This is a genomic window from Burkholderia sp. Ac-20384 (assembly GCF_017104605.1).
GTDB classification, from domain to species: domain Bacteria; phylum Pseudomonadota; class Gammaproteobacteria; order Burkholderiales; family Burkholderiaceae; genus Burkholderia; species Burkholderia lata.
This window is the reverse complement of record NZ_JAAGPE010000020.1, coordinates 1-23,603: the sequence shown is the minus strand read 5'-3', so window position 1 is coordinate 23,603 and position 23,603 is coordinate 1. Positions and strand designations below refer to the sequence as shown.

Sequence of the window (23,603 nt, the reverse complement as noted above, 5' to 3'; positions counted from 1 at the left end):
TACGCCCCCGTCCTGGAGAATGGCCCGTATGAAGCTCGCCCTGCCCGCCCGGATCCTGGGCCTCGCGTTCGCCGCCGCCATCGTCGCGCCCGGCGCGCATGCCGACACGCCCGTCGTGGTGTCGTCGAAGATCGACACCGAAGGCAACCTGCTCGGCAACCTCATCTCGCAGGTGCTGAAGGCGCACGGCATCGCCGTCACCGAAAAGATCGCGCTCGGCACCACGCCGATCGTGCGCAAGGCGCTCACGAGCGGCGAGATCGACATCTACCCCGAATACACGGGCAATGCCGCGTTCTTCTTCAACAAGGCCGACGATCCGCTGTGGAAGAACGCGAGCCAGGGCTACGACACCGCGAAGCAACTCGACTACGCGGCGAACCATCTCGTCTGGCTCACCCCGGCACCCGCGAACAACACGTGGGGCGTCGCCGTGCTCGCGCCCGTCGCGCAGTCGCAGCACCTGAAGACCTTCTCCGATTTCGGCAAGTGGGTCGCGGGTGGCGGCAAGGTGAAGCTCGCGGCGTCGGCCGAATTCGTGAACAGTGCGTCCGCACTGCCGTCGTTCGAGAAAGCATACGGCTTCAAGCTGAAGCCCGACCAGCTCGTCGTGCTGTCCGGCGGCGACACGGCCGCAACCATCAAGGCCGCCGCGAACCAGACCGACGGCGTGAATGCCGCGATGGTCTACGGCACCGACGGCGGGATCGCATCGAGCGGCCTCGCGGTGCTCGACGACGACAAGCACGTACAGCCCGTCTACGCGCCCGCGCCGGTGATCCGCGAAGCCGTGCTGAAAGCGCATCCGCAAATCGCGGACTACCTGAAGCCCGTGTTCGCGAGCCTCGACCTGAAGACGCTGCAGACGCTGAACGCGCGCATCCAGATCAACGGCGAACCGGCCGCCGGCGTCGCAAAAAGCTACCTGAAATCGAAGGGCTTCGTTAAATGACGGGTCGCGCGGCAGCGTCCGCGCGACGCATCACGGCGGACAAGGTCGGCATCCTGATCGGTGTCCTGACGATCGTCGCCGTGCTCGGCCTGCCGTTCGCGGTACTGCGGCCGAACCGCATCGCGGCCGGCACCGACCTGTCGGTGTTCGCCGCGCTGCCGGCCCTGCAGGGCGCCGTGCTCGCCGCGCTGTGGATCGTCGGCGCGCTATGGGCGATGACGGCAAGCCGCCCCGCCTGGCGGCTCGTGGCCGGCTGCGCGTGGCTCGCGACGCTCGCGTACGCGGTCGGTGCGGCCGCGACGCACGTCGTTGCACCTGACGACACGCTCGCCCGCGTGTCGCCCTCCTCCGGCGTCTGGCTGTTGCTGTTCGCGTGGGCCGTGCTCGTCGCGGACGCGCTCGCACGGCTCGCATTCGGCCCGTGGCGGCGCCTCGCCGCGCTCGTCGTCGCGATAGCAGCGATTTCGGTGCCGCTCGCGAGCGGCTGGTGGGACGGTCTCTCCGTGATGCGCGAATACGCGGTGCGCAGCGACGACTTCTGGATCGAGGCGATCCGGCACGTGTCGCTCGCAGGCGGCTCGGTGGCCGCCGCACTCATCGCGGGCGTGCCGCTCGGCATCGCCTGTGCGCGCATCGCTGCGGTGCGTACCGTCGCGATGCCCGTGCTCAACATCGTGCAGACGATCCCCAGCATCGCGATGTACGGGCTGATGATGGCGCCGCTCGGTCTGCTCGCCGCACACGTGCCGCTCGCGGCTGCGCTCGGCATCCGCGGCATCGGCGTGGCTCCTGCCGTGCTCGCGCTGTTCCTGTATTCGTTGCTGCCGATCGCGTCGAGCGTCGTGGTCGGGCTCGGCCAAGTGCCGCCGCACGTCACCGAAGCGGCGCGCGCGATGGGCATGACGCGCGCGCAGCGGCTGCTGCGCGTCGATCTCGTGCTCGCGCTGCCGGTGATCCTGAGCGGCGTGCGCATCGTGCTCGTGCAGAACATCGGGCTGACCGCGGTCGCCGCGCTGATCGGCGGCGGCGGCTTCGGCACCTTCATCTTCCAGGGGATCGGGCAATCGGCCGCCGATCTCGTGCTGCTCGGCGCGATCCCGACGATCGCGCTCGCGCTGGTGGCGGCCGTCATATTCGAAGCCGCGACCACGCTCGCGAAGGGGCGTGCAGGATGATCGAGATCGAACGTGCGGGCAAACGCTTCGGCGATATCGTCGCCGTCGACGACGTCTCGCTGACGATGAAACGCGGCACGATCACCGCGCTCGTCGGTGCATCGGGCAGCGGCAAGTCGACGCTGCTGCGCATGATCAACCGGCTGATCGCGCCCACCAGCGGCACGATCCGCATCGACGGCGTCGATACGGCCACCGTTGCGCCCGAACAGTTGCGTCGCGGCATCGGCTATGCGATCCAGGGGCACGGGCTGTTTCCGCACTGGAGCGTCGCGCGCAACATCGCGACCGTGCCGCGCCTGCTCGGCTGGCCGGCCGATCGCATCGATGCGCGCGTGAACGAATTGCTCGACCTGTTTCATCTCGCACCGGCCGAGTTCGCGGACAAGCTGCCGCACGAACTGTCGGGCGGCCAGCAACAACGCGTCGGCGTTGCGCGCGCGCTCGCGGCCGAGCCCGCGATGCTGCTGATGGACGAGCCGTTCGGCGCGCTCGATCCGATCATCCGCAACAAGGCGCAGGACGACCTGTTCGCGCTGCAGCGCCGCCTCGGCATCACCGTCGTGATCGTCACGCACGATATCGAGGAAGCGCTGAAGCTCGGCGACACGATCGCGGTGATGGACGGCGGCCGGCTGCTGCAGGTCGCTTCGCCGGCCGAGATTCTCGGCAAGCCGGCGGCCGGCGTCGTCGAGCAGCTCGTCGCAGGCGTCGACCGGCCACTGCGCCTGCTCGCGCTGACGCCGATCGACGCGGTGGCCGAACCCGGCCATGCCGACGGCGAACCGATTGCCGCGACGCGCACGCTGCGCGATGCCGTGTCCGAGCTGCTGTGGCGCGGTGTCGATGTGCTGCCGGTCGAAGCTGGCGACGGCCACAACACGCGTCGCATCACGCTCGACGCGATCCGCGCGCACGCAAGGAAGCCCGCATGACGACGCGCAGCAGCGTGCAGCCCAAGCGATTGACGCTTCTTGCGACTGTCGCGCGCGCGGCGGCGCTCGCGCTGCTGCTCGTGTTGCTATTGCGCCCCGCATGGCTGCAAGGCTTGTTCGCGCCGTTCGCGGACAACGGCGCACCGGTCATCTACGATCGCGCGAGCCTGCTCGACCTCACGCTCGCGCATCTCGGCACGGTCGCGTTGTCGAGCGTGATCGGCACGATCGTTGCGGTCGCGGCCGGCATCGCGGTCACGCGGCCGTGGGGTGCGGATTTCCTGCCGGTCGCGCGCAGCGTCGTCGACATCGGCCAGACCTTCCCGCCCGTCGCGGTGCTCGCGCTCGCGGTGCCGGCCGTCGGCTTCGGCTTGAAGCCCGTGCTGATTGCGCTCGTGCTGTACGGCCTCCTGCCCGTGTTCGAAAGCACGATCGCCGGGCTCGAGGACGTGCCGCGCGACGTCGTCGATGCCGCGCGCGGGATGGGGATGAGCGGCTGGCAGCAACTGGTGTCGGTCGAGCTGCCGCTCGCGTTTCCGGTGATCGTCAACGGGGTGCGGCTCGCGGTCGTGATCAATCTCGGCACTGCCACGATCGGCTCGACGGTCGCCGCGCGCGGGCTCGGCGACGTGATCATCGCGGGCCTGCAGACGTCGAACACCGCGTTCGTGCTGCAGGGCGGCGTGATCGTCGGGCTGCTCGCGGTGCTCGTCAGCGATGCGATCGGCGCGATTGCACGGGTGGCGGCCGCACGGCGTGCGTAATGGGCGTCGTGCGCGCGGGGCCACATCCTGTCGCGCACAGGTGCATGTAAAAACGACCGAAACGCAGCGCTCGGCGACGTTCATCCGGACTCCGATGCGTGTCCGCGCAACGATCGGCTCGCCGCCCGACGCGAGTCGACACAAGCCTACATGCCGCTTTCATTCGAACCGGCACTCGACCACCCGCCGCGATTGGCCGATATACTAGGCGCCTTCCAATTCCCTCACTCCACCATGCGACGGTTTCTCTGGCTGATCGTGCTTTCGCTCGGTATCGCGCAACAGGCATCGGCGCAGCAGGCGTCCGCACTGCCTGCGTCCGCGCCCGAAGCGGCCGCATCGGCGCCGTCCGTCGCATCCGCGCCGCTCGCCGACACCAACGATCAGCCGAACGAAGCAAACCGCCGCATCACGTCCTACCTGACGAAGAAATTCGGTGTCGCGAAGGAGCGGGCCGCGAAGCTTGCCGATATCGTGAGCGTCACTGCGACGAAATATTCGCTGCCTCCCGCCCTCGTTTACGCCATTATTTCGATCGAATCGCGCTTCCAGGAAAAGGCACGTGGCCAGCATGGCGCGACCGGGCTGATGCAGGTCGTGCCGGCCGCGCACCGCGGCCTGGTGCGCAACGTGAAGGACCTGACCGAACCGAACGCGAACGTCGAAGTCGGGTCGGCGATCCTGTCGGGCTACGTAAGGGCGGCCGGCGGCGACGTGCGGGCCGGACTGAGGAGCTACAGCGGCGGTTCGAGCGCGTATGCGGCGAAGGTGATGCAGCGCGTCGATTCGTTCCGCTTCGTGCTCGAACCGGACGACGACGCGAAACCCGCGAACCCCTCGAATGATACGAACGGCCGCATGGTGCCGGTCAGCGACAAGACGAGCCCGACAGCGGCCCGCAACAACTGATCCCGGTTTCGTTCGACGCGCATGCGCCACGCCCCCCGCTTCCTTGCCGTCGCCGCGCTGGCGATCGGCCACACCACCACGTTTGCCGCCGTCGATTGCGAGCAACACGGCCCGACGATGAGCAACGTGCGGATCTGCATACTCGACCAGAACAACCAGGCCGTCGAACGCGCATACCGGTCGCTCGAGCGCAAGCTCAAGCAGCGCAACCCCGATGCCGCCAGCGCGCTCGCGAAGTCGCAGGCAAGCTGGACCCGCTTCGCCGACGACACCTGCGACTACGTGAAAGCCGCCAATCCGCAGCAGATGATCCCGGAAGACGCGCGGATGAGCTGCTGGGTCGATTTCAGCCAGGCACGCGTGCGCATCCTGAAGAAATGGGAAGCGCAGCTGGACGCGCCGCAACCGGCGCAGAACTGAACGACGAACGGATACCCGCCCGTCATGCCTGTGCGAAACGCTCCCGCAGAAACTCGATGAAATGCTGCGTCTTCGCGGGCAGCAGCCGCGTTTCCGTCATCGCATAGACCGGAATCGGCTCGCCTTCCCAATCGGGCATCACGCGGCGCAGCCGGCCGGCGGCCAGATCGTCCGCGACGATCGCCTCGGACAGCACGATGATGCCCGCGTCGAGCGTGGCCAGGCGCCGCAGCATGCCGACGCTGTTCGCACCGAAACGGCTGCTCACCGGCACCGCAACGGAACGCGTGCCATCGTGCAGCGTCCATGACCCGCTCCGCTGCAGGCCGAGGCACGCGTGCGTGGCGAGGTCTTCCGGTTGTTGCGGCTCGCCCGCGCGAGCAAGATAGCCGGGCGATGCATACAGGTAGTTCCGGAGCGTTGCGATCCGCCGCGCGATCAGTTGCGAATCCTCGGATGGGCCCATGCGGATCGCCACGTCGAACGGTTCGCTCACCAGGTCGACGCGCCGCGACGTCAGTTCGTAATCGAAGCTCAGCTTCGGATGGCGGTTCGCAAATTCGACGAGCAGCGGCGCCAGAATGACCACCGCGAAATCGACCGGAAACGACGCGCGCAGCACGCCGGTCGGCTCCGCCAGCAGGCCGCCGAGCTGCTCATGCGCGAGCCGCGCCTCATCGACGATGCGCTTGCAGCGCTCGAAGTAAAGCTGGCCGGCCTCGGTCAGTTCGATCCGGCGCGTCGTGCGATGCAGCAGCCGCAACCCGATCGCCTTCTCCAGCGCGCCGATGCGCCGCGACAACGTCGAGTTCGGCATCCCCAGCGTCTCGGCCGCGCTGCGAAAGCCCTTTGCTTTCACGACTTCGACGAACAGCGCCATGTCGTTCAGCAGTTCCATGCTCATTGCCCCGCTAATGGATCAATGTTATCCAGATTACCCGGTTTATCCCGAAAAGGAAGCAATGGATGATGGATGCGTGGAGGCGAGGTCGGCACACCCGTGCGCGGCCGGCGCCCGAGGCGGCACCGACCCGGCGCCGCTATCCCGAATCTCGAGGAGCAACGCATCATGAGCCAGCTGTTCACCCCGGCCCGCGTGGGCCGCTATACGCTGCAAAACCGCCTCGTCATGGCGCCGATGACGCGCAGCCGCGCCGCCTTCGACGGCACGCCCGGCGAATGGGCCGCCGAATACTATGCCCAGCGCGCGAGCCTCGGCCTGATCGTCACCGAGGGCACGCAGCCTTCCGACGACGGGCAGGGCTATCTCACCACGCCCGGCATCTACACCGACGCGCACGTCGCCGGCTGGAAGGCCATCAGCGACGCCGTGCATGCGCGCGGCAGCCGCCTCTTCATCCAGCTGATGCACGTCGGGCGCATGTCGCATCCGGACAATACGCCGCATCACCGGCAGGGCGTCGCGCCTTCGGCGATCGCACCGGGTGCGCAGATGTTCACGGTGAAGGGCATGCAGGACATCCCGGTGCCGCGCGCATTGACGACCGAGGAAGTGCGCGCGACCGTCGAGGACTTCCGCACCGCGGCACGCCGCGCGATCGAGGCCGGTGCCGACGGCGTCGAGATCCACGGCGCGAACGGGTATCTTGTCCAGCAGTTCTTCTCGCCGAATGCGAACACACGCACCGACGTGTACGGCGGATCGATCGAGAACCGCGCCCGCTTCGCGATCGAGGTCGCGACGGCGATCGCCGACGAGATCGGCGCCGACCGCACGGCGATCCGCTTGTCTCCTCGCGCGACGCTGGGTGGTGTCGATGAAGGCGAGCAAGGGCCGGACCTGAATCGCTATCTGGTAACGGAACTCGACCGGCTCGGCCTCGCGTACCTGCACGTGATGCATCACGGCGACGAGGCGCTGCTGGCCGACCTGCGCGCGCGCTGGAGCGGCATGCTGATCCTGAACCGCCCGGGCCGCCCGCGCGACGCGATCGGCGACGACCTGAAGTCGGGGCTGGCCGATCTCGAAGCGTACGGGCAGATGGTGCTGGCGAATCCGGATTTCGTGACGCGGGTGAAGACCGGCGCGCCGATGAACGACGCGCGGCGCGAAACGTTCTTTGGTGGCGATGCGCGCGGGTATGTCGACTATCCGGCGTTGGGTGGGGTAGCTGCGGCTTGAGGCTGTCGCGCGGGGCGATAGCTGCGACACGCCTGAACGGCATCGCAGCTATCGCAGGTGATCCGCGCGATGTCCGCCAAAGACTGAACCTCTCATTGCTCACCACCTGTCACTTCGAACGGAACGGGGGAAGGGCGAAGCGGAGGCAACGGATCAATCGGTATTTCGCATGGCATCCGGTATCCGGTACGTGCCATCGCGATAGTCGAGTGTCATGTTGCGGCGTTGAGCGGGTGACGTGTGACCCGAGCATCTATCGACTTCGAGCCGGTTCACGCGCTCGACGTACTTTTCGCTGACCCGCAAAACGGCATAGCCTTGCGTGCCTGCCGGGCCGAGTGCGAGTGTGCGTGACGTCTCTGAAGTGCTTGTACAAGGGCCATCACGGTCGCCCGTCCAATCGCTCACGATTAGTCGATCCAACACGGTGCGCAAATGCTGCCCATCGATCAAATAGAGACTCAGCGTTGCAATACCTGACATATCCGCGGGCGGCCCGCCAGACGACTTGAGGCGCACGCCGAAGGCACGTTGAGTGGGGGTCAGCTGATAGCGCGCCGTGTCGAGTTCGATGCCCTCAAAATAGTGGTCCTCGGCGTAGTGAATCGCCGATCGCTGAAACCGATGCGCGACTATCGCACCCGTAGCCGTGTCGGCAACCACTACTTCGATGTCAACGACGTTCGGCCCGTCGCTGCCGTCTTTCTGCATCAGGGGTAACGCCCCGATCGTCAGCGCCTCGTTCGCGGGCCAGACCTTGCAAACCGCGTGCGTAGCATCCAGCGTACGGCCGGGATGGAGTTGCGCCGACCAGTTCTGGAGGTTCTCACTGCACCCTGCATGCGCGACAAGCGGCGCCAAAGCGGCAACAGCGCACATCACAGCGCGTTTCATCATCGCCTTCCCGATGGTCTTCGTGAATTTTTCCCAATGCCGAATAGTACGTGGGAAACATCGAAAAGCGGTCAGCGGAAGTTCGACGGGGATTGGCACAGGCCGTGCCGGCAATGGTATTGCCGCCGGCATGGCGTGTAGAGGACGGCACCGCGAACATGGGCCGGCAAGGCCAGCGCAAGCTGCTGGAGCGGGTCCGAAGCTGGTCGCCCAAGAGCGCTCGCGTTATACGTGACGGGGGGGTGAACGTCTCATTGTTCCGATATTTCAGGAACAAAGCCGATTACATTCACCGCACACCCATTGTTCTCATATTTCAGGAACAAAGAGATTCGCTCGGCAAACCAGACGCACCGGCTTGCCGTGGCATCCCGCATCAAAACTGCCCCGCCGCCCCCGTCCACCGCAAATAATCCCCACGCGTCCAGTCGAGCGACACACCGACGCGCTTCGTGCCGGGCCGGATCTTCGGCTTGTACACCGACAGCGTCAGCGACTCCAGCGCCGGCCACTCACGGAACGACAGCACCGCGATATCGGCAACGAGCGTCTCGAGCAACCGCGTATGCGGCTTGTGCGACAAGAAAGCCGCAAGGCGCGCGCAATAGCCGTCGTAATCGATCCACTCGCCCTGCTCACTCGGCTCGCACCGATAGCCGAGCCTTGCATCGATCACGATCGGCTGCGGCGCTTCATGCTCGTGCGCATGAATGCCGATCCGCGCGGGCACCTTCAGTTCGTCGACGAACACGCTCCAGCCGCGCCCGCGCAGGCGCGGCGTGTCGATCGCCACGAACGGTTCGTCGAACGGCTTCATGATGCGAGCGGCGCGGCCGCGTCGAGCATGATGCGCACGAAATAGTCGGCGAAGCTGCGACGCAGGACGATCTCGAATGCATCGTCACCGGTCGGGATCAGCACGATCGACGACTTGAAGTAGTGCGACTGCGCACACTGGCCCGGCTTGAACGCACGCGGATGGAGATCAAGCGGACAGCCGCGCGAGAGCACGTCGCGCACGCGTTCGCCGCTGATCTCGACCACCGTATAGCCGCTGCCGACATCGACGGCCGCCGCGTACGAACCCTGCACGGCCTCCGCGAGCTGCGCCTCCAGCACGCCGGCCTGCACGGGCCCGTTCGAGCGCACGAGCCACTCGTCCGGGCCGAGCCAAAGCACGTCGTACTCGGCACCGCGCGCGACCGTGTTCGGCGCCGCGGGCGGCCGGCAGCCGACCACGCGCTCGAACGCGCTGACGAACGCCGGATCGCTCAACTCGCCGCGCACGTTGACGAGATCGAGGAACGGCCGCTCGCGCAGCGTGAACTTCTTCGAGGCGCGCGCCTGGTGCGGCTTCAGCACGTCGGCCGCGCCGACGAACGGCGATTCAAGCGTCACGCCGCCTGCGCCCGCCACCTGCGTCTGGTTTCTGGTTTCATTCCACATGCTGACGCACCCCTTCGGTATCGTAGAAAACCGGGCTCGAGATCTTCGCGGTGATGCGCTTGCCGTTGGCCAGCGGAATCACGACACTCTCGCCCATCTTGTTCAGGCCGCCCTTCACCACTGCAAGCGCGATCGAGCGCTTGAGGATCGGGCTGTAGTAGCTCGACGTCACGTGGCCGATCATCGGCGTCGGATCGACCGCCGACACCTGCGTGTCCTTCGCGATGATCTGCGCGCCTTCCGGCAGCACGAACTGTTCGTCCTCGGTCAGCAGGCCGACGAACTGCTTGCGGCCTTCCTTGGTGGTGTCCGAGCGCGCGAGCGAACGCTTGCCGAGGAAGTCCTTCGACTTCGCGACGACGCCGCCCATCCCGAGGTCGTACGGCGTGATCGAGCCGTCGGTATCCTGGCCGACGATGATGTAGCCCTTCTCCGCGCGCAGCACGTGCATCGTCTCGGTGCCGTACGGCGTGATGTCGAACTCGGCACCGGCCGCCATCAGCGCTTCCCACACCGCGCGGCCCGCATTCGCCGGCACGTTCACTTCATAGGCGAGCTCGCCGGAGAAGCTGATCCGCATCACGCGCGCCTTCGCGCCCGCGACGGTGCCGTTCCGGTAGCTCATGAACGGGAATGCTTCATTACCGAAGTCGATGTCCTGGCACACCTTCTGCACGACCTTGCGGCTCTTCGGGCCGACCACCGCGAACGTCGCCCAGTGATCGGTGACCGACGACAGCCGTACCTTCATGTCGGGCCATTCGGTCTGCAGCCAGCGTTCGAGCCACGTGAGCACGCGCGCCGCGCCGCCCGTCGTGGTCGTCATCATGAAATGCTGGTCGGCGAGGCGCACCGTCACGCCGTCGTCGAACACCATCCCGTTCTCGTCGAGCATCAGCCCGTAGCGGCACTTGCCCACTTCGAGCTTGTTCCACGGGTTCGTGTACATCCAGTTCAGCAGCTTCACGGCGTCCGGGCCCTGGATGTCGATCTTGCCGAGCGTCGATGCATCGAGGATGCCGACGCTGTTGCGCACCGCCAGGCATTCGCGCTTCACGGCCGCATGGAGATCCTCGCCGTTCTTCGGGAAGTACCACGGCCGCTTCCAGTTGCCGACGTCCTCGAACAGCGCACCGTGCTCGACGTGCCACTCGTGCACGCAGGTCTTGCGGATCGGGTCGAGGAAATCGCCGAGCTCGCGGCCCGCGAACGTGCCGAACGACACCGGCGTGTAGTTCGGGCGGAACGTCGTCGTGCCCGTTTCCGGAATCGTCTTGCCGAGCGCCCCCGCGAGGATCGCCATCCCGTTGATGTTGCCGAGCTTGCCCTGGTCGGTGCCGAAGCCCATCGCCGTGTAGCGCTTCACGTGCTCGACCGACTCGAAGCCTTCGCGTGCGGCCAGCAGGATGTCCGCGGCCGACACGTCGTTCTGGAAGTCGACGAACTGCTTCGGCCCGCGCGCCGCGGCTTCGCGGCTGCCGACCAGCCACAGCGGCTGCAGTGCGCCTTCGACGGCTTCCGCGACCTGCGGCGCGACCGCGCGCTGCGCAGCCGTGAAGCCCGCCGCTTTCGCGGCTTCCACGCCTGCATCGACCGCGAGTCGCAGCGCGCGCGCCAGGCCGAATTCGCCGGCCGCGGCACCAATGCTCGCTTCCGCCTGCACGGGCTTGCCCGGCAGGAAGCACGCCTTCTCGTCGTTCCAGCAGGCCTTGCCGCCCGACTGCGCGAACAGGTGCAGCACGGGGCTGAAGCCACCCGACATCGCGACGAGGTCGCACGGCAGCGTCTGCAGCTTGCCGCCCACCTGGCCGTTCGAGATCGACGCGACGTCGACCGACGATACGCGCCACTTGCCCGATGCACCCGTCACGACCGCGCCGCTCATCACCGTCACGCCCTGCCGCTTCGCGGCGGCCGGCAGCGCGCCGTTCGACGATGCGCGAGAATCGACGACCGTCACCTTCGCGCCGCACGCCTTCAGGTCGAGCGCGGTCTGGTACGCGCGATCGTTGTTCGTGAACACGACCGCGTCGCGGCCCGGCAGCACGCCGAAGCGATGCACGTAGGTGGACACCGCGCCCGCGAGCATCACGCCCGGCAGGTCGTTGTTGCCGAACACGATCGGCCGCTCGTGCGCGCCGGTCGCGAGGATCACGCGCTTCGCGCGGACTTTCCACAGCAGTTCGCGCGTACCCTTGCGCATCGACACCGGCAGGTGATCGGTCAGGCGCTGCGTGACCGTCACGAGGTTGTGGTCCTGGTAGCCGAACGCGGTGCTGCGCGACAGGATCGTCACGTCGGGCAGCTTGCGCAGTTCGGCCTCGATCTTCTCGACCCACTGCAGCGCGGGCTTCGCGTCGATCTCGGCGCGGCACGACAGCAGGCTGCCGCCGAGTTCGCGCTGGTCGTCGACGAGGATCACGCGCGCGCCGGCCGTGGCCGCCGCATGCGCAGCCGCGAGGCCCGACGGGCCACCGCCGACCACGAGCACGTCGCAATGCGCGTAGCACTTGTCGTAGCGATCGGCGTCGAGCGCTTCCGGCGCCTTGCCGAGGCCGGCTGCTTCGCGGATCTTCTCTTCGTACTTCGGCCACATGTTGCGCGGCCACATGAACGTCTTGTAGTAGAAGCCGGCCGGCAGGAAGCGCGACAGCTTCTGGTTGATCGCGTACTTGTCGTTCTCGAGCGTCGGCTCCGCGTTCACGCTGGACGCGACGAGCCCCTGGTACAGCTCGATCTCGGTCGCGCGTGCGTTCGGCACCGTGTACGGGCCCGATTCGAGCTGCACGACGGCATTCGGTTCCGCGACGTCGGCCGTCACGATCCCGCGCGGACGGTGGTACTTGAAGCTGCGCGCGACGAAGTGCACGCCGTTCGCGAGCAGCGCGGACGCGAGCGTGTCGCCCTGGAAGCCTTGATACGTGCGGCCGTTGAACGTGAAAGTCAACGGGATCGCGCGATTGATGCGGCCACCGGTGCCGAGGCGGTCTTTCTGGCTCATTTGCTCGTGCCCTCTTCGTGTGCGTTGCCGGCAGCGTCGCCGCCGAACTTTTCGTAGCCCTTGATATCGTAGGTCACCGTGTCGCGCGTGGCCTTGAACCAGCGGCGGCAGCCCTGCGCGTGCAGCCATTGCTCCTTGTGCAGCCCGCGCTTGTTCTCGCGCATGAACACGTATTCGCCCCATTCGCGGTCGGTCATGTTCTCGTTGTTCACGGGGCGCACGATGTCGGCCTCACCGCCGCACGAGAACTCGGATTCGGCGCGCGGCCCGCACCACGGACATTCGATCAGCAACATGTTTCTTTCTCCTCGTTCAGTGCGCGACGGCGGCGGCGCCGTGCTCGTCGATCAGGTGGCCCGTGTAGAAACGGTCGAGCGCGAACGGCGCGTTCAGCGGATGCGGTTCGTCGCGGGCGATCGTGTGTGCGAACACCCAGCCCGAGCCGGGCGTCGCCTTGAAGCCGCCGGTGCCCCAGCCGCAGTTGAAATAGAGGCCCTTCACGTCGGTCTTGGTGATGATCGGGCACGCGTCCGGCGACACGTCGACGATGCCACCCCACTGGCGGTTCATCCGCACGCGCGAGAACACCGGGAACATCTCGACGATCGCCTGCAGCGTGCTTTCGATGATGTGGAAGCTGCCGCGCTGGCCGAAGCCCGTGTACTGGTCGATGCCGGCGCCGATCACGAGGTCGCCCTTGTCGGACTGGCTGATGTACGCGTGCACCGCGTTCGACATGATCACCGAGTTGACGACCGGCTTGATCGGCTCGGACACCAGCGCCTGCAGCGGGTGGCTTTCGATCGGCAGGCGCACGCCGGCCATGTCGGCGAGCGTCGTCGTGTTGCCGGCCGCGACCACCGCCACCTTCTTCGCCTTGATGAAGCCCTTCACCGTATCAACACCGACGACTGCGCCGCCTTCGCGGCGAATGCCCGTCACCTGGCAGTTCTGGATGATGTCGACACCCGCGCGGTCCGCGCCGCGTGCGAAGCCCCAGGCCACCGCGTCGTGGCGGGCCACACCCGCGCGGCGCTGGATCGATGCGCCGAGCACCGGGTAGCGGCTGTTCAGGTTGATGGTCGGCTCGATTTCCTTGATCTGCGCGGGCGTCAGGAATTCGGCGTCGACGCCGTTCAGCCGGTTCGCGTTCACGCGGCGCTCGGTGTCACGCACGTCCTGCAGCGTGTGGGCCAGGTTCATCACGCCGCGCTGGCTGAACATCACGTTGTAGTTCAGGTCCTGCGACAGCCCTTCCCACAGCTTCATCGCCTTCTCGTACAGCGCGGCCGATTCGTCCCACAGATAGTTCGAGCGCACGATCGTCGTGTTGCGCGCGGTGTTGCCGCCGCCGATCCAGCCCTTCTCGAGGATCGCGACGTTCGTGATCCCGTGCTCTTTCGCGAGGTAGTACGCGGTCGCGAGGCCGTGGCCGCCGCCGCCGACGATCACGACGTCGTATTCCTTCTTCGGTTCCGGGCTCTTCCACTGCTTTTCCCAGTTCTCGTGATACGAGAGGCCGTTGCGGAACAGGCTGAATATCGAGTAGCGGCTCATGTTAGCGATCCTTCGTTTAGCATTCGATGACGTTCACGGCCAGACCGCCGCGCGACGTTTCCTTGTATTTCGTCTTCATGTCGGCGCCCGTCTCGCGCATCGTCTTGATGACCGAATCGAGCGACACGTAGTGCTGGCCATTGCCCTTCAGCGCCATGCGTGATGCGTTCAGCGCCTTGATCGCACCCATCGCGTTGCGCTCGATGCACGGGATCTGCACGAGCCCGCCGACCGGGTCGCAGGTCATCCCGAGGTTGTGCTCCATGCCGATCTCGGCCGCGTTCTCGACCTGGTCGGGCGTGCCGCCCATCACGGCGGCGAGCGCGGCGGCCGCCATCGAGCACGCGACGCCCACTTCGCCCTGGCAACCGACTTCCGCGCCGGAGATCGACGCCGTTTCCTTGTAGATGATCCCGATCGCCGCAGCCGTCATCAGGAATTCGACGATGCCGGCTTCGTTCGAGCCCGGCACGAACTTCACGTAGTAGTGCAGCACGGCGGGAATCACGCCGGCCGCGCCGTTGGTCGGCGCGGTGACGACCCGGCCGCCCGCCGCGTTCTCCTCGTTGACGGCCATCGCATACAGGTTGACCCAGTCGAGCATCGACAGCGGGTCGCGCAGCGACTCTTCCGAACGCTCGCGCAGGCGGGCGTTCAGCTCGGCCGCGCGGCGCTTCACGCGCATCGGGCCCGGCAGGTCGCCCTCGACCTTGCAGCCGCGCTCGACGCAGGCGGCCATCGTGCGCCAGATCGCGAGCAGCCCGGCGCGCACTTCGTCGGCGGGGCGCAGCGCGGATTCGTTGCGCATCATCAGCTCGGCGATCGACAGCCCGTGCTCGCGGCACTGGCGCATCAGGTCGTCGCCGGTGCGGAACGGATACGGCACCTCGACCGCCGCGCGCACGCCGTTCACGCGATCGCCGTCGCGGTTCACGACGAAGCCGCCGCCGACCGAGTAATACTCTTTCTCGACGAGCAGCTGGCCGTGCTCGTCGAAGGCCTGGAAGCGCATTCCGTTCGGATGCACGATGCTCGTGCCGCTCATCAGCTTGCGATAGAAGCCGATGTGCTCCTTTTCCTCGAAGCGGACGGTCTGCTTGCCGAGCAGCGACAGCGATTTCTCCGCGCGGATCGCGGCGAGCCGCGGCTCGATCAGGTCCGGATCGATCGTGTCGGGCAGGTGGCCCTCGAGACCGAGCAGCACGGCCTTGTCGGTGCCGTGGCCCTTGCCGGTCGCGCCGAGCGAGCCGTATAGTTCGACCCGCACGCGGCGCACGAAACCGAGCAGGTTCGCGTCCTCCACGTGCGACGCGAAGCGGCACGCGGCGATCATCGGGCCGACCGTATGCGAACTGGACGGGCCGATGCCGATCTTGAACAGGTCGAAGACGCTGACGTTCATCTGGCTTCCTCTGGGTGGGACACACGTGAAATGACGTTGGCGTCAGTACATCAAAGCGTAAAATCGGCCGATAGAACAAAAACGGCATCGACGTGGGATACCGCCGCCAAGCACCACTTCGGCGGCCCCGAAAGTGCGTTTTGGCGATGGTTCGCGACGGAAAACCACAAGTCGGGCCGGAACCGATCAGCGACGCTGGCTACATCCGCGCCGCCCGGCCGCGCCCGACTGCCGTACCCGCATCACCCGTATCAACAGACTGAGTGAGACCGCCCGCCCGGCGTGAAGAGATTGGCCGCGATGACAACCGACGTACCCGCTTCCCCCCTCGCAGAACCCGCGCCGCGGCGTATCCGCTTCGGCATCGTGCTCCTGCCGAACTTCACGCTGACGGCCTTCTCGGGCTTCGTCGACATGCTGCGGCTGTCGGCGGACGACGGCGACTACAGCAAGCCCGTGCGCTGCGCGTGGAGCGTGATCGGCGAAACCCTCGCACCGGTGCGCGCGAGCTGCGGGATCCAGATCACGCCGTGGGAAACGTTCGACGGCGCCGAGCCGTTCGACTATGTGGTGGTGGTGGGCGGGCTGTTGCATTCGGGGCCGCAGGCGGGCCCCGAGACGCTCGACTTCATCCGCCGCTCGGCGGCGGGCGGCGCGACAGTCGTCGGCATCTGCACCGGCGTGTTCACGCTGATGCGCGCCGCCGTGCTCGACGGCTACCGCACCTGCGTGAGCTGGTTCCACTACTGGGATTTCATCGAGCGCTTTCCGGCCGCCGACCCCGACCTGCTGATCGCCGACCGGCTGTTCGTGATCGACCGGCGCCGCATCACCTGTTCGGGCGGCCGTGCGTCGATCGACGTCGCCGCCGCGATCCTGCTGCGCCACTTCGATCACGCGACCGTGCAGAAGGCGCTGCGCATCCTGCTGGTCGGCGAGATGCAGAAAGGCAACGCGCCGCAGCCGCATCCGCCGGGCCTCGAGCCGGCGACGCACCCGAAGGTCAAGCGCGCGATTCTTCTGATGGAACAGCATGTCGGGCGTGCGCTGTCGCTCGACGAGCTCGCGAGCAAGCTCGATTTGTCGACGCGGCAGCTCGAGCGGCTGTTCAAGGCCGAAACGGGCAAGAGCCCGCAGGCGTTCGCGAAGCAGGTGCGGCTGCGCACGGCCGCGTGGCTGCTGACGAGCTCGGACCGCACGGTGGCCGATATCGCGTCGAGCTGCGGGTTCGCCGATGCGTCGCACCTCGGGCGCGAGTTCCGCAAGCAGTTCGGCGTGCCGCCGGCGACCTACCGGGAACGCGGCGGGGACGCGGCGGAAGGCGGCACCGCGGCAGAAGCGGCGGCGCCGGCCGAGGACACGATCGACTGACACGCGCCGACCGGCCTGGCCGCGTCACTTCGTCAGGCGTGCGCCCTGAATTGAAACTGCAGCCTGCCGTCCTTGAACGGCAGGCTCGACAGGTCGTCCTGACCGACTTCCTCCCGGATCAGCCGATTGAGTTTGGCATTCATCTCCACCATCAACGCGCCGTGCAGGTCCGGACGCATCGCCAGGTTGTGCATCTCGTCCGGATCGGTATGAAGATCGAACAGCTCGAGGTCATTGGCGGCCGTCAGATCGGCGAGCGTATCCGGCTCGTTGAAATTCGATAGCGCAAAGTAGCGGCTGAACCGATACCGGCCGTCGAACACGCTGCGGATCGCGCCGCGCTGCGCCAGATCCGGTTGCAACGCGGCCGCCCGCCGGTGCATCTCGTCGGGCGGCACGCCCCGGTCCCGCATCGTCCTGAACTCGGCGAGCATCCATTCGCTGTCGTAGTAAAGCAGCATCGCGTAATTGAACAGCGCCGCGTCGCGGATCGCATGCACGCTCGCCCGTTCCGGCTGCGCGAGCAGATGAGCGAAGCTGGACCCTTTCGCATCGGGGCCGACGACACTCGCAACCTTGTCGGCCGGCGCGCCGGTCAACGCGACGAGCGTCGGCGCGACATCGAGATGCGAAGTGAGCGCGCGGCACGACTTCCCGCCGCGAAATGCCGGATGCCGGACGATCATCGGCACGTGATTCTGTTGCCGATACGCGTTCGCACCCTTGTCGATCATCTGGTGATGGCCTGCCAGATCGCCGTGATCGGACGTCAGCACGACGATCGTCTTGTCGGCGATGCCGAGATCGTCCAGTTCGTCGAGCAGGCGCTCGACGTGCCGATCGCAGTCGCGTATGCAATTCAGGTAGTAATCCTGATAACGCTTGACCGTCGCATCGTCGAATTCGATCTTGCCGATCAGCGCCTCGTGGGCGGCGGAATACATCGCGTGCGCCTTCGGCCGATCCGGCGCGGCGAGCGGCTGGCGGCGCGACACCGGCAGCGGCACCTTGTCCCAGTGCGCACCGTATAGCTGCGTATCCGGCGCCGGACGCGTCGGAATCAACCCGGACCCGTTCGGCCGCCCCGACGGGTCGGTGTTGAGCCACATCACGTCATGAGGATTCACGAGGTTGACCGCGAGCATCCACGGCTTCGCGCCGGCCGCATTGCGCCGCTGCTCGCGCATCCAGCTGATGGCGGCCTGGGTGGTCACGCCGTCGAAGTTGTAGCCGCCATGCGCGGAGCCAACGAGGTCGCCGACGCCAAAGTAATCGTCGAAGCCGTACGCGCGCATCGCTTTGTTGTAGTCGGCCACCGGCGCGTTGTACGGCGAATTCGATTCATGCATCGTCGCGCTCAGATGCCACTTGCCGACGTACACGGCCTGATAACCGGCGTCCTTCATCATGTGACCGACGGTCCGGATCGACGTCGGCATGTCCGGTTGCCACGGCAGCCCCGCGTTGTCGAACACGCCCGTGCGCTGCATGTGCTGGCCCGTATAGATGGTCGAGCGCGACGGCGAGCACACGCAGGCGGCAATCTGGTGGTTGATGAAACTGATGCCGCTCCTGGCGAGACGCTCCCGCCCCGGCACGCTGATCGGCCATGCGTCGAAATAGCGCTCCTGGTCGACGAGCACGAACAGGATGTTGTAGCCGGCCGGCAGATCGAATCGCGCGGACGGCACAGGGTTCGACTCGTTCGCCACGGGCTTCGCCGCCGATCCGCCGGCCATCGCCACGGACGGCGCGAGGGCCGCCGTCATCGCGACGGCACCGGACGTCTTGAGAAACACGCGACGCTGGCTGTCGGGAAGCGCCCGATTCGCTTCCGGTGAACCTGCGGGATTGATCAGCTCAGGCATGACTCGTTCCAATGACAAAGGACCTGCGACAACATCCGGGGGTGTTCAAATTTGTTCCATGTGCGGAACATTGATTCGTGGACGGCATTGTTGCATAGAGCATTTTCAAACAAAAGCGGTTTTCATCATCGTCGTTTTATCCGCGAAATTTCGGTAAAAACCATGAGTTCTAGGCCAATTGGTTTGATGTTCTAATGTTCCGCACACGCCACAATGTTCCATGTATGGAACAATAAAACTCAAACCAACCAACCTGATCCCCACCGCCCCTGAACAAAAATGAACAGAACATGTTTGGTAGGACTGCTTGTCATTTCCGTCAGCGGCGCCGCTTCGGCGCAAAGCAGCGTGACGCTGTACGGCAGCCTCGATTCCGGCGTCGCCTACGTCAACAACAGCGGCGGGCACGCGCTGTTCAAGGCGAACCAGAGCAACATGCAGCCGGATCGCTGGGGCATCACCGGCGCCGAGGATCTGGGCGGCGGATTGCGTTCGGTGTTCCGTCTGGAAAACGGCTTCTTCACGAATACCGGCGCATTCGTGAACCCGGGCACCGAGTTCAACCGGCGCGCCTACGTCGGCCTCGATTCCGACCGGCTGGGGACCTTGACGCTCGGCCATCAGAGCGCGCTGTCGTTCGATTTCCTCACGCCGTTCGCCAATGCGTACGCGGGAAACTCGTGGAACATGTTCCATCCGGGCAACGTCGACGGGCTCGCCAATTCCGCGACGTCGGTGATCGACAACGCGGTCAAGTACCGCTCGCCGAGCTACGGCGGCGTCAGCGTCGCCGGGCTGTTCGGGTTCGGCAACACGACCAACTTCGGCCACGGCAACACGTGGAGCGCCGCGCTGATGTATGACCACGGCCCGTTGCAGGTCGCGGCGTTCTACCAGCGCCAGCACAACCAGGCGTTCGCGCTGGCACCGCTGGCGCTGGGCACGTTCCAGGGGCAAACCGCCGCGAGCTATGTGGCCGACCGGGCGGAATTCTGGGGCGCCGGCGGCGCCTATACGCTGGGGCCCGTCAAACTGCATGCGCTCTATACGCGGGTCAAGCTGGAGTCGAAACAACACGCGGACATCTACCAGGCCTACGATTCCGGCGCCGAATGGTCGGTCACGCCATTCACGACGTTGACGGCCGGCGCCAACACCACGACGCTGGATGCGCATCGCTGGACCCAGGTCGGTCTCGGATGCCTCTACGCACTGTCGAAGCAGACCCAGCTCTACTTGCAGGGCATTGTCGAGCACACCAACCCGGGAGGATTCGCCGCGTTGTCCGTCGCCGGCATTTCGAGCACGAACAACCAGGTGATGGTGCTGACCGGGATTCATCACAGCTTCTGACGGGCGCGAGCGCCCCGCCCGCAACCTTCTTCCGTTCCGGGTAACGAGCGTCCGCGACGACGACGCGCAGTCGCGCAGTCGCACGATCGCCTCATTGCCGCCCCACCGTAAAACCGACGCGCCCCCGACGCCACGCCCGGCATCGGGGGTATCGCCATTTCTCCCCCCTTTCCGCCCTCCCTTCATCGCGTCGCCGACGGCGCGCGCAACCGCGCTCGGGGTTTTACCTCAGCAGCTTTTCCTTGCGATCCGGAGCAATCGGTAGCAGCATGTTCGTTCATTTTAGATCTATATGTTCATTTTTGAACATTTCAAAGGTAACGTGCAGGAGACAACATGCTGAAGATCGGAATCGTGGGTGGCGGCATCGGCGGGCTTGCGGCTGCAATCGCGCTGCGTCGCGCGGGCCACCAGCCCGTCGTGTTCGAACAGGCCGCGCGCTTCGGGCGCGTCGGCGCCGACATCAACCTGACGCCCAACGCGGTGCGCGCACTGGACGGCCTCGGCATCGGCGCGAAGCTGCGCGAAACGGCCGCGCGGCCGAACGCACGCATCAGCCGCATGTGGGACACCGGCGAGGTCACGTCGCGACTCGCGATGTCGGATGAAGCGGAACGCCAATACGGCGCGCCGCAACTGACCATGCATCGTGCGGATGTGATGGCGGCGCTGGAGCAGGTGCTGCTCCCCGGCGAGCTTCACCTCGGCAAGCGCACCGTTGCCGTCGACCAGACCGCCGACGGCGCGACGGTGACACTCGACGACGGCGCCACGCACACGTTCGATCTGCTGCTGGGCGCGGACGGCATCCATTCCGGCGTGCGCCGGTTCCTGTTCGGCGAAGAACACCCGCAATTCACCGGCATCGTGTCGTACCGGGCGGTCGTGCCGGCCGAGCGCCTCCAGGGCGGCGATCTTGGCGCCTTCGTCAAATGGTGGGGACCCACCGACGATCTGCAGATCGTCACGTTCCCGCTGAATCTCGGCCGCGACATCTTCATCTTCGCCACCACGTCGCAGCCGGACTGGACCCACGAATCGTGGACCATGCCCGGCGACCCCGACGCGCTGCGGCGCGCGTATGCCGATTTCCATCCTGACGCGCGTGCGCTGCTCGACGCATGCGATACGGTGCTGGCTTCCGCGTTGTATATTCGCGATCCGTTGCCGAAATGGACCGGCCCGCGCATGGCGCTGCTCGGCGACGCGTGCCATCCGATGATGCCGTTCATGGCGCAAGGCGCCGGCATGGCGATCGAGGATGCGGTCGTGCTGTCGCGCGCGTTGGCCGGCGCCGGGCCGGACACGCTCGCCGCGGCGCTGGCGCGATATGAACGCGCCCGCCAGGAACGGACGGCGCGCATCCAGATCGGCTCGCGCGGCAACAACTGGCTGAAGACCGGGGGCAACGCCGACTGGGTCTACGGATACGATGCCTGGTCGGTTCCACTGGCCTGAACCCCGCACACGCTTTCAACGACAAAGATGACAACGGACAAACCTGACGCCTCGCGATCAGCCGATGCCTCGCCGTCACCGGTCGAGCGCGCCTTTCGCCTGCTGCGATTCATCGCGGAAGGCGGCTCGACCGCCAATCTCAGCGACATCGCGCGGCAAATCGACGTCAACCGCGTGACGGTAAAACGCTTGCTCGACTCGCTCGAGGCAGCGGAATTGATCGAACCGCATCCATCGGGCGGATCGTACCGGCTCGGCATGTCGTTCCTGACGCTCGCCGCCGGCGCGCTGGGCAATGCCGATCTCACCGCACGCGCGCGGCAGGTTCTTCCCGGCCTCGTCGAAAAGACCGGCCTCTCCGCGTACCTCGTGGTGCTCGAAGGCGCGGAGATCGTTTATCTGCTGCGCGAGACGCCCGATACGCCGCTCGTCAGCCGCATTCGCGTCGGCAGCCGGATTCCCGCGCACCGCGCGACGCCCGGGCTGGCCATGCTCGCCCACCTCGACGGCCCCGCGCTTCGCGCCCGCTACGCGAACCGCGCGGACGAGCGCGACGCGCCCGACTGGACGACGCTGGACGCCACGCTCGAAGCGGTGCGCGGCAACGGCTGCGCATGGAGTTTTTCAGGCCTCGAAGCCGGCATCGATTCCTGTGCGGCAGCGGTTCGGGACAGCCGGGGCGCCGTGATTGCGGCACTCAGCATCGCCGGCCCGGACAGCGCGTTTTCGGCCAATCCTTCGCTGCGGCAGATCGTCGAGACCAGCATCAAGGCCGCGGCTCAGGCGCTGTCCCGCTCGAGTCTTTGACGCGTCCGCCGTGTCCCGCCGCCGGCAGCAGCCGGCGGACGCGAGGCAGGCGATCGCCCGGCGACGCCCACATGTGGCGTCTGCCTGTCCCGCCACCACGTCGGCCGGACCCCTCAGCGAGCCGGAATCCCCGAATCTGGAACCGGTTTCAATCAATTTAACCGACGTTGCCTTCCGTTAACCGAGGGTTATCCCGGATGCTGTCGTACATTCAAATTTGTATGATGACCACATAACCTGACAAACCAGAGCACCATGTTCGAGAAAATTCCCGCCCGTGCGATGAGCGACCATGTCGCGCAGCAACTGCTCAAGCAGATCGAAGTCGGCAGTTTCTCCGCCACCGGCAAGCTGCCGACGGAGGCCGTGCTCGCACAGGAATTCGGCGTGAGCCGCACCGTGATCCGCGAGGCGATCTCGCGGCTGAAGAACGAAGGCGTGGTCGAGCCGCGCCAGGGCAGCGGCGTGTACGTGAACCAGCACGGCGCGATCCGGCCGCTGCGGATCGACTACGCGGAGGCAGTCGAGGCCACTTCGCTGCCGCACCTGCTCGCGGTGCGCCGCGCGATCGAGGCCGAGGTCGCGGCCGAAGCCGCGTTGAATCACACCGATGAAGACATGGCCGACATCGACGAGGCGCTGCGCAAGATCGACGATGCGGTGGCCGAAGGGCGCGACGGCGTCGCGGAAGACGTCGCGTTCCACCGCACGATCGCGGCCGTCACCGGCAACCCGTATTTCCTGAAGACGCTGCAGTTCCTGAACCAGTACCTCGAAGCCGGCGTGAAGGTCACGCGGCGCAACGAAGCGACGCGCGAGGACTTCTCGCGCCAGGTGCGCGAGGAGCACGCAGCGATCGCCGACGCGATCCGCGCGCGCGACCCGATGGCCGCACGCAACGCGGCACGCACGCACATGTACAACGCCGCCCGCCGTCTCGCGGAAGCCGGCATTTGCTGAAGCCCGCGGCCGCAGCCTCCGCAGGCGCCGCCGCTGTCACGAACCTCTCCCGAATCGATCAAGGTTGACCATGTCACGAAATGTTGGAGTCATCGGCCTCGGCGCGATGGGCCTCGGCGTCGCCCGCTCGCTGCTGCGCGCCGGCCTGCGCGTGCACGCATGCGACGTGCGCGACACCGTGCTGCAGG

At 66.5% G+C, this 23,603-nt stretch carries 22 protein-coding genes; 13 read left to right on the top strand and 9 right to left on the bottom strand.

What is annotated here, in order from left to right:
• Window positions 1–28 precede the first annotated feature (28 nt).
• From G3O00_RS06250 to G3O00_RS06225, 6 genes are all read left to right on the top strand, one after another.
• A complete protein-coding gene (locus tag G3O00_RS06250; RefSeq protein ID WP_174931212.1) occupies window positions 29–952 on the top strand; it encodes an ABC transporter substrate-binding protein in 924 nt (307 codons plus the stop codon).
• On the top strand, window positions 949–2,127 hold the full coding sequence (locus G3O00_RS06245; protein WP_174931211.1) for an ABC transporter permease: 1,179 nt from the start codon (window positions 949–951) through the stop codon (window positions 2,125–2,127). Before G3O00_RS06250 ends, G3O00_RS06245 begins: the two co-directional genes overlap by 4 nt.
• Window positions 2,124–3,062: an ABC transporter ATP-binding protein gene (locus G3O00_RS06240; protein ID WP_174931210.1), complete on the top strand. Its 939-nt coding sequence runs from the start codon at window positions 2,124–2,126 to the stop codon at window positions 3,060–3,062. The genes G3O00_RS06245 and G3O00_RS06240 overlap by 4 nt, the downstream gene beginning before the upstream one ends.
• Window positions 3,059–3,826 carry an ABC transporter permease gene (locus tag G3O00_RS06235; RefSeq protein ID WP_174931209.1) on the top strand — a complete coding sequence of 256 codons (768 nt, stop codon included), beginning with the start codon at window positions 3,059–3,061 and terminating at the stop codon, window positions 3,824–3,826. Before G3O00_RS06240 ends, G3O00_RS06235 begins: the two co-directional genes overlap by 4 nt.
• Window positions 3,827–4,060: 234 nt before the next feature.
• On the top strand, window positions 4,061–4,735 hold the full coding sequence (locus G3O00_RS06230; protein WP_041493187.1) for a lytic transglycosylase domain-containing protein: 675 nt from the start codon (window positions 4,061–4,063) through the stop codon (window positions 4,733–4,735).
• 21 nt (window positions 4,736–4,756) lie between these two features.
• Window positions 4,757–5,155 (top strand): lysozyme inhibitor LprI family protein, encoded by a 399-nt coding sequence (locus G3O00_RS06225; protein WP_206142442.1) that lies wholly within the window; start codon window positions 4,757–4,759, stop codon window positions 5,153–5,155.
• A 22-nt stretch (window positions 5,156–5,177) separates the two neighbouring features.
• Here G3O00_RS06225 and G3O00_RS06220 read toward each other — a convergent pair whose 3' ends face one another.
• Window positions 5,178–6,053 (bottom strand): LysR family transcriptional regulator, encoded by an 876-nt coding sequence (locus G3O00_RS06220; RefSeq protein WP_206142441.1) that lies wholly within the window; start codon window positions 6,051–6,053, stop codon window positions 5,178–5,180.
• A 171-nt stretch (window positions 6,054–6,224) separates the two neighbouring features.
• Here G3O00_RS06220 and G3O00_RS06215 point away from each other — a divergent pair, with 171 nt between their 5' ends.
• The gene (locus G3O00_RS06215) at window positions 6,225–7,298 is read left to right on the top strand and encodes an alkene reductase (protein WP_206137543.1); all 1,074 of its coding nucleotides are present in this window, start codon (window positions 6,225–6,227) and stop codon (window positions 7,296–7,298) included.
• A 153-nt stretch (window positions 7,299–7,451) separates the two neighbouring features.
• On the opposite strand, the gene G3O00_RS06210 is transcribed toward G3O00_RS06215, so the two are convergent.
• The 7 genes from G3O00_RS06210 to G3O00_RS06180 all read right to left on the bottom strand — a co-directional run bounded on the left by G3O00_RS06210 (window position 7,452) and on the right by G3O00_RS06180 (window position 15,598).
• Entirely contained in the window at window positions 7,452–8,195 is a 744-nt protein-coding gene (locus tag G3O00_RS06210; RefSeq protein ID WP_206142440.1) for a hypothetical protein, read from the bottom strand.
• 373 nt (window positions 8,196–8,568) lie between these two features.
• Window positions 8,569–9,009 carry a dihydroneopterin aldolase gene (locus tag G3O00_RS06205; protein ID WP_206142439.1) on the bottom strand — a complete coding sequence of 147 codons (441 nt, stop codon included), beginning with the start codon at window positions 9,007–9,009 and terminating at the stop codon, window positions 8,569–8,571.
• Entirely contained in the window at window positions 9,006–9,638 is a 633-nt protein-coding gene (locus tag G3O00_RS06200) for a sarcosine oxidase subunit gamma (RefSeq protein WP_011354098.1), read from the bottom strand. The genes G3O00_RS06205 and G3O00_RS06200 overlap by 4 nt, the downstream gene beginning before the upstream one ends.
• The gene (locus G3O00_RS06195; RefSeq protein ID WP_206142438.1) at window positions 9,628–12,639 is read right to left on the bottom strand and encodes a sarcosine oxidase subunit alpha family protein; all 3,012 of its coding nucleotides are present in this window, start codon (window positions 12,637–12,639) and stop codon (window positions 9,628–9,630) included. Before G3O00_RS06195 ends, G3O00_RS06200 begins: the two co-directional genes overlap by 11 nt.
• Window positions 12,636–12,935, bottom strand: a complete 300-nt coding sequence (locus G3O00_RS06190; protein WP_027790629.1) for a sarcosine oxidase subunit delta — start codon at window positions 12,933–12,935, stop codon at window positions 12,636–12,638. The genes G3O00_RS06195 and G3O00_RS06190 overlap by 4 nt, the downstream gene beginning before the upstream one ends.
• Before the next feature lie 16 nt (window positions 12,936–12,951).
• Window positions 12,952–14,196 (bottom strand): sarcosine oxidase subunit beta family protein, encoded by a 1,245-nt coding sequence (locus tag G3O00_RS06185; protein ID WP_006480591.1) that lies wholly within the window; start codon window positions 14,194–14,196, stop codon window positions 12,952–12,954.
• A gap of 16 nt (window positions 14,197–14,212) precedes the next feature.
• The gene (locus tag G3O00_RS06180; protein ID WP_011354095.1) at window positions 14,213–15,598 is read right to left on the bottom strand and encodes an L-serine ammonia-lyase; all 1,386 of its coding nucleotides are present in this window, start codon (window positions 15,596–15,598) and stop codon (window positions 14,213–14,215) included.
• 300 nt (window positions 15,599–15,898) lie between these two features.
• Here G3O00_RS06180 and G3O00_RS06175 point away from each other — a divergent pair, with 300 nt between their 5' ends.
• Window positions 15,899–16,969, top strand: coding sequence for a GlxA family transcriptional regulator (locus G3O00_RS06175; protein ID WP_206142437.1), 1,071 nt, complete (start codon window positions 15,899–15,901; stop codon window positions 16,967–16,969).
• Between the two features lie 32 nt (window positions 16,970–17,001).
• Here the strand turns inward: G3O00_RS06175 and G3O00_RS06170 are convergent, their stop codons facing one another.
• Window positions 17,002–18,837, bottom strand: a complete 1,836-nt coding sequence (locus tag G3O00_RS06170) for a sulfatase-like hydrolase/transferase (RefSeq protein WP_206142436.1) — start codon at window positions 18,835–18,837, stop codon at window positions 17,002–17,004.
• 279 nt (window positions 18,838–19,116) lie between these two features.
• Here G3O00_RS06170 and G3O00_RS06165 point away from each other — a divergent pair, with 279 nt between their 5' ends.
• The 5 genes from G3O00_RS06165 to G3O00_RS06145 all read left to right on the top strand — a co-directional run.
• Window positions 19,117–20,190 carry a porin gene (locus G3O00_RS06165; RefSeq protein ID WP_206142435.1) on the top strand — a complete coding sequence of 358 codons (1,074 nt, stop codon included), beginning with the start codon at window positions 19,117–19,119 and terminating at the stop codon, window positions 20,188–20,190.
• 336 nt (window positions 20,191–20,526) lie between these two features.
• A complete protein-coding gene (locus G3O00_RS06160; protein WP_206142434.1) occupies window positions 20,527–21,648 on the top strand; it encodes an FAD-dependent monooxygenase in 1,122 nt (373 codons plus the stop codon).
• Between the two features lie 27 nt (window positions 21,649–21,675).
• Window positions 21,676–22,455, top strand: coding sequence for an IclR family transcriptional regulator (locus G3O00_RS06155; protein WP_011354090.1), 780 nt, complete (start codon window positions 21,676–21,678; stop codon window positions 22,453–22,455).
• Window positions 22,456–22,710: 255 nt separating this feature from the next.
• Window positions 22,711–23,415 carry a FadR/GntR family transcriptional regulator gene (locus tag G3O00_RS06150; protein WP_174936274.1) on the top strand — a complete coding sequence of 235 codons (705 nt, stop codon included), beginning with the start codon at window positions 22,711–22,713 and terminating at the stop codon, window positions 23,413–23,415.
• 70 nt (window positions 23,416–23,485) lie between these two features.
• Window positions 23,486–23,603: 3-hydroxyacyl-CoA dehydrogenase NAD-binding domain-containing protein (locus G3O00_RS06145; protein ID WP_241024991.1), on the top strand; the 118-nt coding region annotated here is incomplete at its 3' end.

Bases quoted from the DNA above. Each gene is read 5' to 3' on its own strand.
- G3O00_RS06250 (WP_174931212.1), top strand. From the start codon at position 29: ATGAAGCTCGCCCTGCCCGCCCGGATCCTGGGCCTCGCGTTCGCCGCC.
- G3O00_RS06245 (WP_174931211.1), top strand. From the start codon at position 949: ATGACGGGTCGCGCGGCAGCGTCCGCGCGACGCATCACGGCGGACAAG.
- G3O00_RS06240 (WP_174931210.1), top strand. From the start codon at position 2,124: ATGATCGAGATCGAACGTGCGGGCAAACGCTTCGGCGATATCGTCGCC.
- G3O00_RS06235 (WP_174931209.1), top strand. From the start codon at position 3,059: ATGACGACGCGCAGCAGCGTGCAGCCCAAGCGATTGACGCTTCTTGCG.
- G3O00_RS06230 (WP_041493187.1), top strand. From the start codon at position 4,061: ATGCGACGGTTTCTCTGGCTGATCGTGCTTTCGCTCGGTATCGCGCAA.
- G3O00_RS06225 (WP_206142442.1), top strand. From the start codon at position 4,757: ATGCGCCACGCCCCCCGCTTCCTTGCCGTCGCCGCGCTGGCGATCGGC.
- G3O00_RS06220 (WP_206142441.1), bottom strand. From the start codon at position 6,053: ATGGAACTGCTGAACGACATGGCGCTGTTCGTCGAAGTCGTGAAAGCA.
- G3O00_RS06215 (WP_206137543.1), top strand. From the start codon at position 6,225: ATGAGCCAGCTGTTCACCCCGGCCCGCGTGGGCCGCTATACGCTGCAA.
- G3O00_RS06210 (WP_206142440.1), bottom strand. From the start codon at position 8,195: ATGATGAAACGCGCTGTGATGTGCGCTGTTGCCGCTTTGGCGCCGCTT.
- G3O00_RS06205 (WP_206142439.1), bottom strand. From the start codon at position 9,009: ATGAAGCCGTTCGACGAACCGTTCGTGGCGATCGACACGCCGCGCCTG.
- G3O00_RS06200 (WP_011354098.1), bottom strand. From the start codon at position 9,638: ATGTGGAATGAAACCAGAAACCAGACGCAGGTGGCGGGCGCAGGCGGC.
- G3O00_RS06195 (WP_206142438.1), bottom strand. From the start codon at position 12,639: ATGAGCCAGAAAGACCGCCTCGGCACCGGTGGCCGCATCAATCGCGCG.
- G3O00_RS06190 (WP_027790629.1), bottom strand. From the start codon at position 12,935: ATGTTGCTGATCGAATGTCCGTGGTGCGGGCCGCGCGCCGAATCCGAG.
- G3O00_RS06185 (WP_006480591.1), bottom strand. From the start codon at position 14,196: ATGAGCCGCTACTCGATATTCAGCCTGTTCCGCAACGGCCTCTCGTAT.
- G3O00_RS06180 (WP_011354095.1), bottom strand. From the start codon at position 15,598: ATGAACGTCAGCGTCTTCGACCTGTTCAAGATCGGCATCGGCCCGTCC.
- G3O00_RS06175 (WP_206142437.1), top strand. From the start codon at position 15,899: ATGACAACCGACGTACCCGCTTCCCCCCTCGCAGAACCCGCGCCGCGG.
- G3O00_RS06170 (WP_206142436.1), bottom strand. From the start codon at position 18,837: ATGCCTGAGCTGATCAATCCCGCAGGTTCACCGGAAGCGAATCGGGCG.
- G3O00_RS06165 (WP_206142435.1), top strand. From the start codon at position 19,117: ATGAACAGAACATGTTTGGTAGGACTGCTTGTCATTTCCGTCAGCGGC.
- G3O00_RS06160 (WP_206142434.1), top strand. From the start codon at position 20,527: ATGCTGAAGATCGGAATCGTGGGTGGCGGCATCGGCGGGCTTGCGGCT.
- G3O00_RS06155 (WP_011354090.1), top strand. From the start codon at position 21,676: ATGACAACGGACAAACCTGACGCCTCGCGATCAGCCGATGCCTCGCCG.
- G3O00_RS06150 (WP_174936274.1), top strand. From the start codon at position 22,711: ATGTTCGAGAAAATTCCCGCCCGTGCGATGAGCGACCATGTCGCGCAG.